Source organism: Roseburia yibonii (assembly GCF_014297335.1).
GTDB lineage: Bacteria > Bacillota > Clostridia > Lachnospirales > Lachnospiraceae > Roseburia_D > Roseburia_D yibonii.
This window is the reverse complement of the sequence record NZ_JACOQH010000003.1, coordinates 124,265-139,149: the sequence shown is the minus strand read 5'-3', so window position 1 is coordinate 139,149 and position 14,885 is coordinate 124,265. Positions and strand designations below refer to the sequence as shown.

The 14,885-nt window shown below is 47.6% G+C and carries 13 protein-coding genes and 1 riboswitch; of the genes, 10 read left to right on the top strand and 3 right to left on the bottom strand.

Features of this window, described 5'->3' with window-relative positions:
* Positions 1-16 precede the first annotated feature (16 nt).
* From H8Z76_RS05570 to H8Z76_RS05555, 4 genes are all read left to right on the top strand, one after another.
* Positions 17-1,078 carry a SurA N-terminal domain-containing protein gene (locus H8Z76_RS05570; RefSeq protein ID WP_186981904.1) on the top strand — a complete coding sequence of 354 codons (1,062 nt, stop codon included), beginning with the start codon at positions 17-19 and terminating at the stop codon, positions 1,076-1,078.
* Between the two features lie 125 nt (positions 1,079-1,203).
* Entirely contained in the window at positions 1,204-1,710 is a 507-nt protein-coding gene (locus H8Z76_RS05565; RefSeq protein WP_022515445.1) for a shikimate kinase, read from the top strand.
* Position 1,711: 1 nt separating this feature from the next.
* Entirely contained in the window at positions 1,712-3,259 is a 1,548-nt protein-coding gene (locus tag H8Z76_RS05560; protein ID WP_186981903.1) for a M23 family metallopeptidase, read from the top strand.
* Positions 3,260-3,427: 168 nt separating this feature from the next.
* Positions 3,428-4,720: a UDP-N-acetylglucosamine 1-carboxyvinyltransferase gene (locus H8Z76_RS05555; protein WP_147618217.1), complete on the top strand. Its 1,293-nt coding sequence runs from the start codon at positions 3,428-3,430 to the stop codon at positions 4,718-4,720.
* A 178-nt stretch (positions 4,721-4,898) separates the two neighbouring features.
* Here H8Z76_RS05555 and H8Z76_RS05550 read toward each other — a convergent pair whose 3' ends face one another.
* A complete protein-coding gene (locus H8Z76_RS05550) occupies positions 4,899-6,086 on the bottom strand; it encodes an HD-GYP domain-containing protein (protein WP_186981902.1) in 1,188 nt (395 codons plus the stop codon).
* Positions 6,087-6,270: 184 nt separating this feature from the next.
* A riboswitch (SAM riboswitch) is annotated at positions 6,271-6,377 on the top strand.
* A 93-nt stretch (positions 6,378-6,470) separates the two neighbouring features.
* Here H8Z76_RS05550 and metK point away from each other — a divergent pair.
* The 3 genes from metK (at position 6,471) to H8Z76_RS05535 (ending at position 9,966) form a co-directional block, all read left to right on the top strand.
* Complete coding sequence (gene metK / locus H8Z76_RS05545; RefSeq protein WP_022515441.1) at positions 6,471-7,658, top strand: methionine adenosyltransferase; 1,188 nt, start codon at positions 6,471-6,473, stop codon at positions 7,656-7,658.
* A gap of 132 nt (positions 7,659-7,790) precedes the next feature.
* Positions 7,791-9,284, top strand: coding sequence for a sensor histidine kinase (locus H8Z76_RS05540; protein ID WP_022515440.1), 1,494 nt, complete (start codon positions 7,791-7,793; stop codon positions 9,282-9,284).
* Positions 9,277-9,966: a response regulator transcription factor gene (locus H8Z76_RS05535; protein WP_022515439.1), complete on the top strand. Its 690-nt coding sequence runs from the start codon at positions 9,277-9,279 to the stop codon at positions 9,964-9,966. Before H8Z76_RS05540 ends, H8Z76_RS05535 begins: the two co-directional genes overlap by 8 nt.
* An 89-nt stretch (positions 9,967-10,055) precedes the next feature.
* Here H8Z76_RS05535 and hydG read toward each other — a convergent pair whose 3' ends face one another.
* A complete protein-coding gene (hydG, locus tag H8Z76_RS05530; protein WP_186981901.1) occupies positions 10,056-11,474 on the bottom strand; it encodes a [FeFe] hydrogenase H-cluster radical SAM maturase HydG in 1,419 nt (472 codons plus the stop codon).
* 230 nt (positions 11,475-11,704) lie between these two features.
* On the opposite strand from hydG, the gene H8Z76_RS05525 reads away from it, so the two are divergent.
* Entirely contained in the window at positions 11,705-12,166 is a 462-nt protein-coding gene (locus H8Z76_RS05525; RefSeq protein ID WP_186981900.1) for a formate/nitrite transporter family protein, read from the top strand.
* Here the strand turns inward: H8Z76_RS05525 and ymfI are convergent.
* A complete protein-coding gene (ymfI, locus tag H8Z76_RS05520; protein WP_022515434.1) occupies positions 12,163-12,897 on the bottom strand; it encodes an elongation factor P 5-aminopentanone reductase in 735 nt (244 codons plus the stop codon). The genes H8Z76_RS05525 and ymfI overlap by 4 nt on opposite strands.
* Positions 12,898-13,183: 286 nt before the next feature.
* Between ymfI and hpf the strand changes: the two genes are divergently transcribed.
* Positions 13,184-13,711, top strand: coding sequence for a ribosome hibernation-promoting factor, HPF/YfiA family (gene hpf, locus H8Z76_RS05515; RefSeq protein WP_022515433.1), 528 nt, complete (start codon positions 13,184-13,186; stop codon positions 13,709-13,711).
* A gap of 150 nt (positions 13,712-13,861) precedes the next feature.
* Positions 13,862-14,773, top strand: a complete 912-nt coding sequence (locus H8Z76_RS05510; protein ID WP_022515432.1) for a helix-turn-helix domain-containing protein — start codon at positions 13,862-13,864, stop codon at positions 14,771-14,773.
* Positions 14,774-14,885 lie beyond the last annotated feature (112 nt).

Sequence of the window (14,885 nt, the reverse complement as noted above, 5' to 3'; positions counted from 1 at the left end):
AAAGGTCAAAAGAAACATGAAGATAAAGAGACTGACAGCGCTTCTGCTCACCGGCGTACTGGCGGCGTCCTTTACGCTTGGCGGATGCGGAAGCAAAGAGGTAGACCCGGAAACGGTCGTTGCGACATTAAACGGAAAAGAGATCAAACTCGGACTTGCCAACTTTATGGCACAGTATCAGGCGGTTACTTATGACGCGTATTATTCTTCCTATATGGGAGCGAATATGTGGAGCCAGGATTACTCCGAGGACGGAAAAACGATGGAGGACATGGTAAAGGATCAGGTGATGGAATCCATCGAGACCGATTATCTGTTAGAAGATCATATGGCAGATTATAATGTGGAGATCACAGACGAGGAATTAAGCGCCATGAAAGACGCGGCGGCGCAGTTTATGGAAGCAAACAAGCAGCCGGCGATCGAGCGCATGACGGCGACCGAGGATATCGTGACAGAGATGCTGCGGTTGAATACGATCCAGCAGAAAATGCACGAAGCGATCATTGCGGAGGTAGATACCGAGGTCAGCGATGAGGAAGCGGCACAGCGTACCTTTTCCTATTATAAAGTGACCTTGCCGGATGAAAGTGCGGAAAGCACTGAGGATGCGGGAACCGAGGCAGCAGTGGAACCGTCCTCCGAGGAACAGGCGGCGGAATTAAAGACGTATGCCGGTCAGGTTGCGGAAGCGGCAGCGGCGGATTTTGACAACGCGGGCGTTTCCTTTGGACTGACAGCAAGCACATATTCCTATGGAACCGATGAGGATTCCTTTGATAAAAATGTGATCGCGGAGGCAGATGCTCTGAGCGAAGGACAGGTATCCGGCGCGATCGAGGGCGAGGACGGACAGTATTATGTGATCCGTCTGGACAAGGAATTTGATGAGGATGCGACAGCAAACAAGAAGCAGGAGATCGTATCAAAACGTCAGTCCGACCATTATACGGAAGTTTGTGACGGATATAAAAAAGATGCCGAGTGGAAAGTAAACGACAAGGTCTGGAAGAATGTAACGTTCATCGGTAACCAGTACACGATCGCGACAGAGAATGCAACAGAGAGCGTGCAGTAAATGCCACTTTGGAGGATCACAGCCGAAAACAGGCTGTGATCCATTTTTTTTCTTTAAAAAAATTTAAGGTTATGTTAAAATAAATAAAGTATGTCGTTTTTTAACAGATTATGAGGATAAGAGATATGAAGAATATAGTATTGATCGGAATGCCCGGAGTGGGAAAAAGCACGGCAGGAGTTGTGCTTGCAAAGGTACTGGGCTATGAATTTATAGATGCGGATCTCATCATCCAGCAGCAGGAAGGAAAGCTGCTCCGGGAGATCATCGCGGAAGTTGGAACAGATGGATTTATTGAGGTGGAAAACCGCGTCAACAGCCAGATCGAAGTGGAAAAGTCCGTGATCGCCACCGGCGGCAGTGTGGTCTATGGCAAAGAGGCGATGCAGCATTTAAGAGAGATCGGAACCGTGGTCTACCTGAAAGTTTCCTATGACATTTTGGAGAAACGTCTGCATGATATCAAAGGACGCGGGGTTGTCTTAAAAGACGGACAGGATCTTCGCGGACTTTATGAGGAACGTGTGCCGCTCTATGAAAAATACGCGGACATCACGGTATGTGAAGACAATCTGAATGTGGAACAGACGATTGAAAAGATCACAGAACAGTTAAACAAACTGGAAGCATAAGATGAAAAAGAAAAAGGAATTATACATACAGGCGGGCGCAGCCGCAGGAACAGCCGCAGTGCTTGTGCTTGTGGGGCTGGCGCAGCAAAGATGTATCGGACAGAATTATTTTGAGATAATTGTAGATAATAAAGTAGTAGGTGCGACCGGGCAGAAGACAGACGAAAAAGAGATGCTGAATACCTGTCGGAGAGAGTTAAATGAACTGACCGATGGCTATGTCTGTCTGGACGCGGATATCGAGATCAGAAAAGCGCGCACGTTTGGAACCAGGCTTTTAACGAAAACCGAGGCAGAACAGTGTGTGCTTGAGGAATTGAAACATAAAGTGGTTACGGAAGGAACTTCCGCCTATACGGTAAATATCGGGGAGTTTACCGCTTCTTTTCCGACGCTTGAAGATGTGGGTGAATTTCTTTCCACCGTCAAGCAGCCGTATGACGCGGAGGGAAAATTTAGCGTAGTGTACGAGGCGGACAGTGACCACAGCGCGGAGACCTTTGAGGCAAAGCTGGCAGAGGCATCCGGAAATGCCGGGGCAGCAGGAAACGGTGAGACGGAAAGCAGTGCTTCCCCGCTTCTGGCGGGAGCGGTCCGGGGAGACGCAGACAGGATGGCGTACGCGTGCGCGCATCCGGGAGAAAAAAATTACGAGACCGGACTTGTGGATCTCGGGTTTGCCGAGACTGTTACGGTTTATGCAGATTATGTAAACCAGTCAGAACTTACAACACCGGCAGCGGCTGCGGAGGCAGTCACAAAAGAAGAAGAAACGAATAAGATATATGAGGTGCAGGCGGGAGACTGTCTGTCCACGATCGCGGAAGACAATCATACAACGGTAGCCCAGATCATGGCACTCAACGGATTTGCGGACACGAATGCCTATATCTGTATCGGAGATGAGATCGTGATATCGGTTCCGGAACCGGATCTGTCCGTATGGGAGACGCAGGGTGTTGTATATGAAGAAGATTATACCGCAGATCCGACGATCGTCGGAAACGACAGCTGGTATACGACAAAACAGGTCACACTGCAGGAAGGAACGACCGGACACAGGGAAGTAAATATGTTTGTGACCTATAAAGACGGCGTGGAGACCGGGCGCAGCATGGCACACCAGACGATCCTTGCGCAGTCCGAACCGGCGGTGATCGAACAGGGGACACAGATCCCTCCGACCTATGTAAAGCCGCTCTCCGGTGGAAGATTTACCTCTGGTTTCGGAAAACGCTGGGGCAGAATGCACAAAGGTGTGGACTGGGCATGCCCGACCGGAACGACGGTCTACGCTTCCAGTGACGGAGTGGTAGAGTATGCGGACTGGAGCAACGGGTATGGTTACAATGTCATCATTGACCATCCGGACGGAAGAAAGACCAGGTACTGCCATCTCAGCAAGACACTGGTTACCGCAGGAACCAGCGTCTCACAGGGAGATCCGATCGCGCAAAGCGGAAGTACCGGACACTCCACAGGACCGCATGTCCACTTCGAGATCTTTATCGGAGGAACGCAGGTGGATCCGCTCCAGTATATAAACTAGATGGAAATTGCAGGTAAATCTTTTCCTGATGTCTGAGATATGGTATAATAAATTTACAATTATGTTACGTTTTGTTAACAATGAGGGGAAACATCTTGACAAACGGAAAAATAGGCTACTATAATAATTTGTTTATTGAATGATTGATGTTATGCATAGAGGTGCGAAATGGAACAGTATGTGATTAAAGGTGGAAATCCGTTAGTTGGGGAAGTAGAGATCGGTGGAGCAAAAAATGCTGCGCTTGCGATTCTTGCAGCTGCGATTATGACAGATGAGACCGTTACAATAGAAAATCTCCCGAATGTCCGGGATATCAATGTGCTCCTGAACGCGATCGAGGGGATCGGTGCGCGTGTGGAGCGTATCAACAAACATAAAGTAAAGATTAATGGTGCGTTTATCAATGATCTGAGTGTAGATTATGAATTTATCAAAAAGATCCGTGCGTCTTATTATCTTTTAGGCGCGCTGCTCGGAAAATACAAAAAAGCAGAAGTAGCGCTGCCGGGCGGATGTGATATCGGAAGCCGTCCGATCGATCTGCATATCAAAGGATTTCGTGCGCTTGGCGCGGAAGTGGATATCCAGCACGGACTGATCTCCGCGCATGCGGATGCCTTAAACGGAACCCATATCTATCTGGATAAGGTTTCTGTTGGCGCGACCATCAATATCATGATGGCGGCATCCATGGCAGAGGGAAAGACGATCATTGAAAATGCGGCGAAAGAACCGCATGTAGTTGACGTTGCCAACTTCTTAAACAGCATGGGCGCAAATATCCGTGGCGCCGGAACGGACGTGATCCGTATCGTCGGTGTGGAGAAGCTGCATAAGACAGAGTATTCGATCATTCCGGATCAGATCGAGGCAGGTACTTTCATGTTTGCGGCGGCAGCGACCAAAGGCGATGTGACCGTAAAAAATGTAATCCCGAAGCATCTGGAAGCGACGACTGCGAAGCTGATCGAGGCAGGCTGTGAGGTAGAAGAATTTGACGACGCGGTCCGCGTAGTCTCAAGCAAGCCGCTTCGCCATACACAGGTGACAACGCTTGCGTATCCGGGATTTCCGACAGACATGCAGCCACAGATGGCAGTTGTGCTTGGCATTGCGCAGGGAACCAGTACGGTGACCGAGAGTATCTTTGAGAACCGTTTCAAATATGTTGATGAACTGACCCGCATGGGAGCAGACATCAAAGTAGAGAGCAATATCGCGATCATCAATGGCGTGAAGAATTATACCGGAGCCAGAGTGAGCGCACCGGATCTGCGCGCGGGAGCGGCTCTCGTGATTGCCGGACTTTCGGCGGAAGGGATCACGACCGTGGATGATATCTATTTTATCGAGCGTGGCTATGAGGATTTCGATAAGAAGTTACAGTCACTTGGGGCACAGATCGAAAAAGTAAGCTCCGAAAAGGAAATTCAGAAATTTAAATTAAAAGTATCATAAACATAAAAAATCCGATGTGATGGGAGATCACATCGGATTTTTTTAAATCATAGGAAATTCCTTCCTATGATTCAAAAACGCTCCGCGGGGATGCGCAGCTCGCGGAGATGAAGTTTATGTTGAACATACCGCTCGCGCGCGAAAGTGTGCGGTAAGCGCACACTTTATTTTATGCGGATTAAATGATCGCTTTGATGTATAACGGACTGCGGTTTAAGTCGATGCAGGAACCGTCGGTCAGCTGAACAAGCGGTTTGGAAAAGACCTGCTGGTTCAAGAGGACGATCTTGGCGCTTTCGCCGTTGCTTAACATGACACGGTTGTTCTGATAAGTAGTCGCGATATGCTCTAAGAACGTCAGGATGTATTTCGGTTTGTATTTCTGAAGTCCTTCCTTCTCGAATTCGGCAATGACCTCGAATGGACAGAGCGGAGCACGGTAGATGCGAGCTGCGGTCATGGCATCGTAGACATCCGCGATCGCTACGATCAGCGCGAAATCATCGATATCGCCTTCTTTTAAAGCGAGTGGATAGCCGGAGCCGTCACAGCGCTCGTGGTGCATCAGCGTAGCCTTTAAGATGCGGACATCGAGCTCATGTTTCTTTAAAATGTCATAACCAAAGACCGGATGCTTGCGGATCAGGGCAAATTCCTCGTCCGTCAGACGTTCCTTCTTGTTTAAGATATCATCCGGTATCTGGGTCTTTCCAATATCATGTAAAAGACCTGCGATCGTCAGGGTATCGATGTCAGCCTGCGGCAGCTTTAACCAGATGCCGATCATGCGTGAGATCAGAGATACATTGATGCAGTGCGCGTAAATGCTGTCATTCACCGAACGGAGATTGTGCAGCATATCGAAAAAGTCGATCGTGGTCTGTTCAGGCTTTAACAGAGAAGTGACCTTTTTTAACATATCCTTGGTATCGATCGCTCCCCCTGCTACGATCGAATCAAAGATATTCTTTAAGTCATTGGCACTGAAAGAAAAATCAACCTGGAATTTCTGGAAAGCGGCACTTTTTTTGACCTTCTGTGAATAAGAAGGCTCGGCCGCCTGGCTGGTGCCGTTGGTAGAAGTCTTCTGCTCATAGTGGAGCAGGGAATTCTGTGTAAAGAAATCAGCCTTTTTCTCAGCGGTTTCTTTTGCCTCCGGCTCCTTTTTCTCCGGTTCTTTTTCTTCCGTCCCGGTTACAACTTCTATGGTCACAGACGGAATCTGGTAAAATGCAATTTTTTCAATGAGCGGTCTGGTCAGCGTGACACCGACATCAAGCAGGATCTGACCGGCGTTGGTGATGACCGGCGCAGCTATGATCATGCCGGGAACCAGCTCATTTACGGAATACTCTTTGACGTTCATATAAACTCCCCCAAAATAAAAATATGTTGTTTATAAAAATTTAATTACTTTAAGATAAATATACTATTTTAAAGGGAAACGGTCAATAAAAAATGTAAAACGAAGTAGAAAAAACTTGACAATGCGCGGGGAAAGGTGTAATGTAGTCGGCAGAGATTTGAAAATTCAATATTGTTACATATTTCTCTTATTCAGAGTGATGGAGATACATAGGATCGATGAAGTCACGGCAACCCCTCTTTACGGAAGGTGCCAACCTGAGCGAGTATTTATGGCAGCGCAGATTAGGATGTGCTGTTGTTCGAACAATAAGAGGATTTGATTATCTTAGTATCGAGTCCGCTTTTGGCGGATTTTTTTATTTTCAGGAAAAGGAGAATAATAATGGAAAAATTACTTTTTACTTCTGAGTCTGTTACAGAAGGACATCCGGACAAAGTGTGCGATGCTGTTTCCGATGCCATTCTGGATGCGTGTATGGCGGAAGATCCGATGAGCCGTGTTGCCTGCGAGACAGCAAGCTGTACCGGATTTGTCCTTGTAACCGGTGAGATCACCACAAAGGCACATCTTGATATCCCGGCGATCGTCAGAAAGACAGTAAATGAGATCGGATACAACGATGCCAGGACAGGATTTGACGGAAATACCTGTGCAGTCATGGTAGCGTTAGACCAGCAGTCCCCGGATATCGCAATGGGCGTGGATAAGGCTCTTGAAGCGAGAGAAAATAAAATGTCAGATGAGCAGATCGAAGCGATCGGTGCGGGAGATCAGGGTATGATGTTTGGTTACGCAACAAACGAGACCGAAGATTTCATGCCATATCCGATCTCACTTGCGCACAAGCTTGCGCGTCAGCTGACCAAGGTGAGAAAAGACGGCACATTGAGCTATCTCAGACCGGATGGAAAGACACAGGTTTCCGTGGAATATGATGAAGCAGGAAAGCCGGTTCGTCTTGAGGCTGTCGTTCTCTCTACCCAGCATGATGATGATGTGACACAGGAACAGATCCATGAGGATATCAAAAAGTATGTATTTGATCCGATCCTTCCGAAGGAAATGGTAGATAAGGACACCAAGTTCTTCATCAATCCGACCGGACGTTTCGTGATCGGCGGACCGCACGGTGACGCAGGTCTGACCGGACGTAAGATCATCGTAGATACCTACGGTGGAATGGCACGTCACGGCGGCGGCGCTTTCTCCGGAAAGGACTGCACCAAGGTTGACCGTTCCGCAGCATATGCGGCACGTTATGTTGCAAAGAACCTGGTTGCGGCAGGACTGGCAGAAAAATGCGAGATCCAGTTATCCTATGCGATCGGTGTTGCACAGCCGACTTCCATCAATGTAGATACATTTGGAACCGGAAAATTATCCAGCGAAAAACTGGTTGAGATCGTTCGTGAGAACTTTGACCTGCGTCCGGCAGGAATCATCAAGATGCTTGACTTAAGAAGACCGATCTATCGTCCGACCGCAGCATACGGCCATTTCGGACGTAATGATTTAAGCCTTCCTTGGGAAGCACTCAATAAGGTGGAAGATTTAAAGAAATATCTGTAAGAAAAAGAGTTTATGAAATGTTTATAAATATTTGTGCGTAAATTTATAGGCTTTTGGCTTTTTCGTGCTATAATTAAGAAGCGGTGTTTAGCCGCTTCTTAATTTTTTTGCAATGACAACGAGGAAATGCCTATGAAACTGAAAACAAGACTGGTTGTGGCGTTTTGTATCATGATATTTGTGCCGGTGGTTCTGGCGGGAGTCGTGCTCTTCGGATTTAAAAATTTTCAGATGAAGAATTTAGAGCAGACTTACGGACTGGAAGATGGGGCGGATTATAATTATCTGACGAACTCCCTTCAGCTGTTGAATCGTTTTACCAGGGACGATTTTGAGAAAATAAAAAAGATCGCGGCGAGAAAGCCGGAGAAACTCGAAGATGTCTCATATCTTGAAGAGTTAAACAGCAGCCTGCAGGAAAAATATTCCTACATTATCGTGCGCAAAGACGAGGATATTATTTTTGAGGGTGCGGAGGATGCCAGGGATCTCCCGAAGGATCTTCCCGCATATGGAGAGTCGGATGCGGATGAGAACAGCGGTGTTTATATCGACGGAGATGTGCAGGCATTGTTAAAGCAGGTGGATTTCCACTATGCGGACGGATCGAAGGGCAGTCTGTTTCTGGTCATGACCGTACAGCAGATCCTGCCGGAGATCAAACAGCTTGCCATAGATCTGGTGGTTTCGGTCATCCTCATCCTGTGCTTTACAGCGGCGATGATGTCGGTGTGGATCTATCGCGGGATCATCAATCCGATCAAGAAATTAGAGGTTGCCACGCAGAATATCAAGGAGGGAAACCTTGATTTTACGATCGATGTGGACAGCAATGATGAGGTAGGAGAGCTGTGCCGCAACTTTGAGGAAATGCGGCAGCGTCTCAAAGACAACGCGGAAGAAAAGATCGCGAATGAAAAGGAAAATAAAGTCTTAATCAGCAATATCTCGCATGACCTGAAGACACCGATCACGGCGATCAAGGGCTATGTGGAAGGGATTATGGACGGAGTCGCGGATACGCCGGAGAAGCATGACCGTTATATCCGCACGATCTATAACAAGGCGAACGAGATGACGACGCTCATCAATGAGTTGACCGTTTATTCCCAGATCGATACGAACCGCATTCCGTATAACTTCAAAAAGATCAATGTGGCGGACTATTTCAATGACTGTGTGGAGGAGATCGGGCTCGAACTGGAATCTCGTAATATCGGATTGTCCTATTACAATTACGCGGACGACGCAGTTGTGATCATTGCGGATCCGGAGCAGCTTTCCCGTGTGATACATAATATCATCGGAAATTCCCTCAAATATCTGGACAAGCCACAGGGCTTTATCAATATCCGTATCAAGGACGTGGGAGATTTTATCCAGGTGGAGATCGAGGACAACGGAAAGGGAATCGCGGCGAAAGATCTGCCGTACATTTTTGACCGCTTTTACCGCACGGATGCGTCGAGAAATTCCGCGACGGGAGGAAGCGGCATCGGGCTTTCCATTGTGCGCAAGATCATAGAGGATCATGGCGGCAAGATCTGGGCGACCAGTAAGGAAGAGACCGGAACGATCATGTATTTTGTAATCAGAAAATATCAGGAGGTACCAACAGGTGAGTAAGATTTTGATCATAGAAGATGAAGTAGCGATCGCGGAACTGGAACGGGATTATCTGGAACTGAGTGATTTTCAGGTGGAGATTGAAAATAATGGAGATGTCGGATTAAAGCGGGCACTCGAAGAAGATTTTGATATGTATATCCTCGACCTGATGCTTCCGGGGATAGACGGATTTGAGATCTGCCGCAGGATACGCGAGATAAAGAATACGCCGATCCTCATGGTATCCGCGAAAAAAGATGACATTGACAAGATCCGTGGACTGGGACTTGGTGCAGATGATTACATCACAAAACCGTTTTCACCGAGTGAGCTGGTTGCGCGCGTGAAGGCACATCTCGCGCGGTATGAGCGCCTGATCGGAAGCAGTGTCAAGGAGAATGATGTGATAGAGATCCGCGGGATCCGCATTGACAAGACGGCAAGACGGGTATGGGTAAACGACGAGGAAAAACAGTTTACGACCAAGGAGTACGACCTTCTTACATTTCTTGCGGAGCATCCGAACCATGTGTTTACCAAGGAGGAACTGTTTCGGGAAATCTGGGATATGGAGTCCATCGGTGACATTGCAACGGTTACGGTACACATCAAAAAGATCCGGGAAAAGGTCGAGATCGACACGGCAAAGCCGCAGTATATCGAGACGATATGGGGCGTTGGTTACCGGTTTAAAGTATAATGCTGTTATATGACGGGATAAAGATATGATGAAAAAGATCCCTGCGGATCCAGGCAATGAAAACCGGATCCGCGGGGATTTTTTTGGAACTAGAAACGGAAGTCTCTTTGTCCCTCGTGGATATTTTCAATATATTCGGCTGCCTTTTTGCGGACGGTTTCGTTTGGAATGGTTTTAAGTTCGTCCGCGATCAGCTTTTCGCCAACAGCTTTGGTTTCCGGGGAAGCGTAGTCTTCCAGATACTCTTTCAGTGTCATGAGCGCGTTCGGATGGCAGCAGTTGATGATCTGTTTGCTCTTTAACAGGCTCATGAAGCGGTCGCCGGTTCTTCCGGCGCGATAACAGGCGGTGCAGAAACTCGGCACATAGCCAAGATCCATCAGCCAGTGTACGACTTCATCGAGGCTTCGGCGGTCAGATACATCGAACTGGGCAGAATTTTCTTCTTCCGGTTCCGGCTCGGCATAGCCACCGACACTGGTGCGGGAACCGCCGGAGATCTGTGAGATACCGAGATGGAGCACACGCTTACGGCTCTCTGCGGATTCTCTGGTGGATACGATCATGCCGGTGTACGGAACGGCGATCCGGATACAGGCTACGATCTTTGCGAACATGTCATCGGAAATACCGTTATCAAACATGTCCGGATCGATATCATCGGCGCGTCTGACTCTCGGCACACTGATCGTATGCGGGCCGACGCCGGTATAGGCTTCGAGATGTTCCGCATGCATGATGATACCGGTGAAATCATAGCGGTAATTGTTAAGTCCAAATAAGACACCAAGGCCGATATCGTCAATGCCGCCTTCCCTTGCGCGGTCCATTGCTTCGGTGTGGTATGCGTAGTCGGATTTTGGACCGGTCGGATGCAGTGCTTCGTAGGATTTCTTATTATAAGTTTCCTGGAACAGGATGTAGGTACCGATGCCGGCTTCCTTTAAACGGGTGTAGTTCTCGACCGTTGTGGCAGCGATATTTACGTTGACACGGCGGATCGCGCCGTTTTTGTGTTTGATGCTGTAAATAGTCTTGATACTGTCAAGAATATATTCGAGCGGGTTGTTGACCGGATCTTCGCCGGCTTCAATGGCAAGACGCTTGTGTCCCATATCCTGCAGGGCGATGACTTCACGCCGGATTTCTTCCTGTGTCATCTTCTTTCTGGTGATGTGTTTGTTCCTTGCGTGATACGGACAGTATTCGCATCCATTGATACAGTAATTGGACAGATAGAGCGGGGCAAACATAACGATACGGTTGCCGTAAAATTCCTTTTTGATCTTCTCTGCCAGTGCATAAATTTTCTCATTTAAATCGTCCAGTTCACAGTCTAAAAGGACGATCGCTTCTTTGTGGGAGACCCCTTTCATTTTTGCCGCTTTTTCCAGAATCTGCTCGATCAGAGCTCTGTTGTTTTTGTTCTTTTCGGCATAATCGAGACATTCCAGGATCTCTTCATCGCTGATAAATTCCTCAGCTTTTGGTGACATAACGTTGTACATAGTTTCCTCCTTATCCTTCAGAAAATTCTTTCGGTCAGTATGTGTACCAGTATAAAATTTTTCATGTTTGTACAGGGAAAGCCCCGGTACTTACAATCCATTTCATTATAACGCCGTAAAAATAAGCAGTCCAGAATAAGTTTTCCTGCACCGGAATTTGTACAAAAAGATCCGCTTGACAGTTGGAAGGCGGATATCTTGTCATGCCAGAAAAAGGGAGGAGAGAGAAAATGTATCGGGAAGATTTTAAGAAAGTAAGTGAGATCGGAAAGGCGAAAACGGGATGGTTAAAAGAAAATCCGATCGGATATTTTGTGGCGGCAATGGTGGCGGCATACTTTACGGCAACGGCCGCCGCAAAGTCCGCGCTGGATGCGGGTGCGATGTTTGTGCGCGGAATACTCTGCAATATCTGCGTCTGCCTTGCCATCTGGTGCAGTGTGCGCATGAAAAGTGAATCCGGCAAACTGATCATGGTAATATGGTGTATTTTGATCTTTATGCTCTGCGGGTTTGAACACAGCGTTGCAAATATGAGCATCATCGGCCAGGTGCTGATCCACGGAGGAGCACCTGGCGTTAGCCTTCCGCTGTATTTAAAAAGCCTGCTCTTCGTTTCTGCAGGAAACATAGTCGGCGGAGTGGGATTTGTGGCACTGCCCTATGCGGTGATGGCACAGAAGAAAAATTAGATCCAGCCGCCGTCTAAGGTGATGACCTGACCGGTCAGATATGAATGGCCGGCCGCAAGAGAGAAAGCGAGCTCGGCGACTTCTTCCGGGGTGCCGTAGCGTCCCGCCGGGATCTCATCTTCCAGTTCCCTGCGCTCCTCCGGGGAGAAGCAGGCGTTCATGTCGGTATCGATCACGCCGCAGGCAATGGCATTGACCTGGATGTTGCTCGGAGCCAGCTCTTTTGCAAGCGCGCGTGTGAAGGCATTGACGCCGCCCTTGCAGGCGGAATAGGCGACTTCGCAGGAGGCACCGACAATGCCCCAGACCGATGAAATATTGATGATCTTTCCCTGCTTGTTATGCACCATACAGGGAACTGCGCACCGGCAGGTGGAAAAGACCGAAGTCAGGTTGGTGGAAAGAATGCGGTTCCAGTCTTCGATATCCATATCCGTCAGCAGACCGATGCTTGCGATACCGGCGTTGTTGATAAGGATGTCAATACCGCCGAAAGTATCGGAGGCGGTCTGTATCATTTCCTTTACAAATGAAAAGTCCCCAATATCCCCAAGACAGCAGATGCAGTTGACAGCGCAGGTGTTTTTCAGATCTGCGGCGAGCGCTTCCAAGGTGTCTTTCGAATGCGCGCAGTTTAAAACAAGATTATATCCGGCGGCGGCGAAACGGCGGGCAAGCGCGGCGCCGATCCCGCGTGAGGCACCGGTGATCAGTACAGTTTTGGTATGCATAAAAAGCCTCCCATGTTAAAGTGATGATTTTCCATAATTATGTATTATACGCTATTGCGGGTGCAAAGGGCAAATGATAATAGAAAGATGGCAGGCAAAAAGAGAAGAGGGAATCCAACCATAGGATCCCGGACAAATACCGCTAGAGACACCGGCAAGAGAATTGTGAAAAAATTCTAAAAATTTGCGAAAAAATGCAGAAGAATGTTGCGAAATAGATAAAATATGTTATAATAATAATATGATATAGATAGGTATCAAATATAGCAAAAAGGGGTTGGGCATCATGCGTATTACAATTAGCGGAAGAAATATTGATTTGACCGATGGACTGAAAGGAGCCGTTGAGGAGAAGTTATCAAAGTTAGAGAAGTATTTTACACCCGACACCGATGTATATGTGACATTGAGTGTAGAGAAAGAAAGACAGAAGATTGAAGTTACCATTCCGATGAAAGGAAATATCATCCGGTCGGAGCAGGTCAGCAACGATATGTATGTGTCGATCGATCTTGTGGAGGAAGTCATCGAGCGGCAGCTTAAAAAATATAAGACAAAGATCATTTCCAAGCAGCAGGCAGAAAGCAATCTGCGTCAGGAATTTATCGAGAAGGAAACAAGCTCGGATGAGGATATCAAGATCATCCGTTCCAAGAAGTTTGGAATGAAACCGATGTATCCGGAAGATGCGTGCGTACAGATGGAATTACTCGGACACAACTTCTTTGTATTCCGCAATGCGGAGACGGAAGAAGTCAATGTAGTCTATAAGAGAAAAGGCAATACATACGGACTGATCGAGCCGGAATGCTAAAAGATCATACAGACAGGCGATAGAAGAAAACCCGAAGATGGGCGGTATCTTGTACCGCCTGTCTTTTTTCGTTATAATAAGTCTGCGATACCGGACATCCGGTATCGGCGTTGTTTTCTCCGGGGTATCACAAATGAGGAGGAAATACGAATGGCTACATATGAAATTGGCAAGAGAATAAAGAAAGCCAGAGAAGAATGCAAAATGACACAGGAGGAGCTGGCGTTTGGGATCTGCTCCCCTGGCACATTGTCAAAAATCGAGAACGGTGTGCAGGCACCAAATAAAAAAACATTTGAGGCACTGATGCAAAGACTCGGAGAGCCGGAATACCTGTATTCCATTCATCTGAGCCGTGAGGAGATACGCGAAATGCAGCTGTATCGCAAGATCGAGCGGTGCTTTTTGAAAGAGGATCTGGTCAAAGCCGAGGAACTTTTAGACCAGTACCAGAAAACCTTTGTCGGGGCGAGAGGGCTGGACTGGCAGAGGTATCAGGCACTCTGGGCATTGTGGCATGCGAAAAAGGGGGCGTCCGCCCGGATCGTGATCCAGGAACTTGAGGCGGCGTTACGCATTACCATGAAGGGGTATCAGAGCGGGCTGCCGGATGGGAACAAGCGCCTGACGTTTGAAGAGATAGCGATTTTTAATAATATAGCGGTACAATATTACCGGATGGGAGACCGTAAGCGGTCTTTTTCTTATATTACATGGTTAAAAGCGTATTTTGATCAGTATAAACTGGACGAAGAAGAACAGGCACAGATCTATCCGTTAATCCTTGGGAATTATGCGGATATGCTCTGTATGCAGGGAAAATTAAAAGAGGCAAAAAGGGAAGCGGAGCGTGCCATCTGGCTTTGCAAGGAGTATGCGAAAGCGGCATATCTCGCGTATCTGCTCGGATGCCTTGCCCGGATACTGACAGAACTTGGAGAACGCGAAGAGGCGGAAAATTATTTTGCGCAGGCGGCATGCATTTTCCGCATCATGGGGAGCTATGGCGCGTTGGAACACATGCGGGAAAGTGACAGAAAAGAACTGTCCATGTTGATCTGAATAAACAGGGAGATGTATAAATAAGATACCCTTTGGAGAAAGCAAAGTGGGATACTTTATTCTTGTCATAAAAGAAAAAAAGGTATAGTATAGATAGCATAATCGTAAAAAG

What these genes read in the sequence shown, in the direction of transcription:
- H8Z76_RS05570 (WP_186981904.1), top strand. Translation starts at nt 17, where the DNA reads ATGAAGATAAAGAGACTGACAGCGCTTCTGCTCACCGGCGTACTGGCG.
- H8Z76_RS05565 (WP_022515445.1), top strand. Translation starts at nt 1,204, where the DNA reads ATGAAGAATATAGTATTGATCGGAATGCCCGGAGTGGGAAAAAGCACG.
- H8Z76_RS05560 (WP_186981903.1), top strand. Translation starts at nt 1,712, where the DNA reads ATGAAAAAGAAAAAGGAATTATACATACAGGCGGGCGCAGCCGCAGGA.
- H8Z76_RS05555 (WP_147618217.1), top strand. Translation starts at nt 3,428, where the DNA reads ATGGAACAGTATGTGATTAAAGGTGGAAATCCGTTAGTTGGGGAAGTA.
- H8Z76_RS05550 (WP_186981902.1), bottom strand. Translation starts at nt 6,086, where the DNA reads ATGAACGTCAAAGAGTATTCCGTAAATGAGCTGGTTCCCGGCATGATC.
- metK (WP_022515441.1), top strand. Translation starts at nt 6,471, where the DNA reads ATGGAAAAATTACTTTTTACTTCTGAGTCTGTTACAGAAGGACATCCG.
- H8Z76_RS05540 (WP_022515440.1), top strand. Translation starts at nt 7,791, where the DNA reads ATGAAACTGAAAACAAGACTGGTTGTGGCGTTTTGTATCATGATATTT.
- hydG (WP_186981901.1), bottom strand. Translation starts at nt 11,474, where the DNA reads ATGTACAACGTTATGTCACCAAAAGCTGAGGAATTTATCAGCGATGAA.
- H8Z76_RS05525 (WP_186981900.1), top strand. Translation starts at nt 11,705, where the DNA reads ATGTATCGGGAAGATTTTAAGAAAGTAAGTGAGATCGGAAAGGCGAAA.
- ymfI (WP_022515434.1), bottom strand. Translation starts at nt 12,897, where the DNA reads ATGCATACCAAAACTGTACTGATCACCGGTGCCTCACGCGGGATCGGC.
- hpf (WP_022515433.1), top strand. Translation starts at nt 13,184, where the DNA reads ATGCGTATTACAATTAGCGGAAGAAATATTGATTTGACCGATGGACTG.
- H8Z76_RS05510 (WP_022515432.1), top strand. Translation starts at nt 13,862, where the DNA reads ATGGCTACATATGAAATTGGCAAGAGAATAAAGAAAGCCAGAGAAGAA.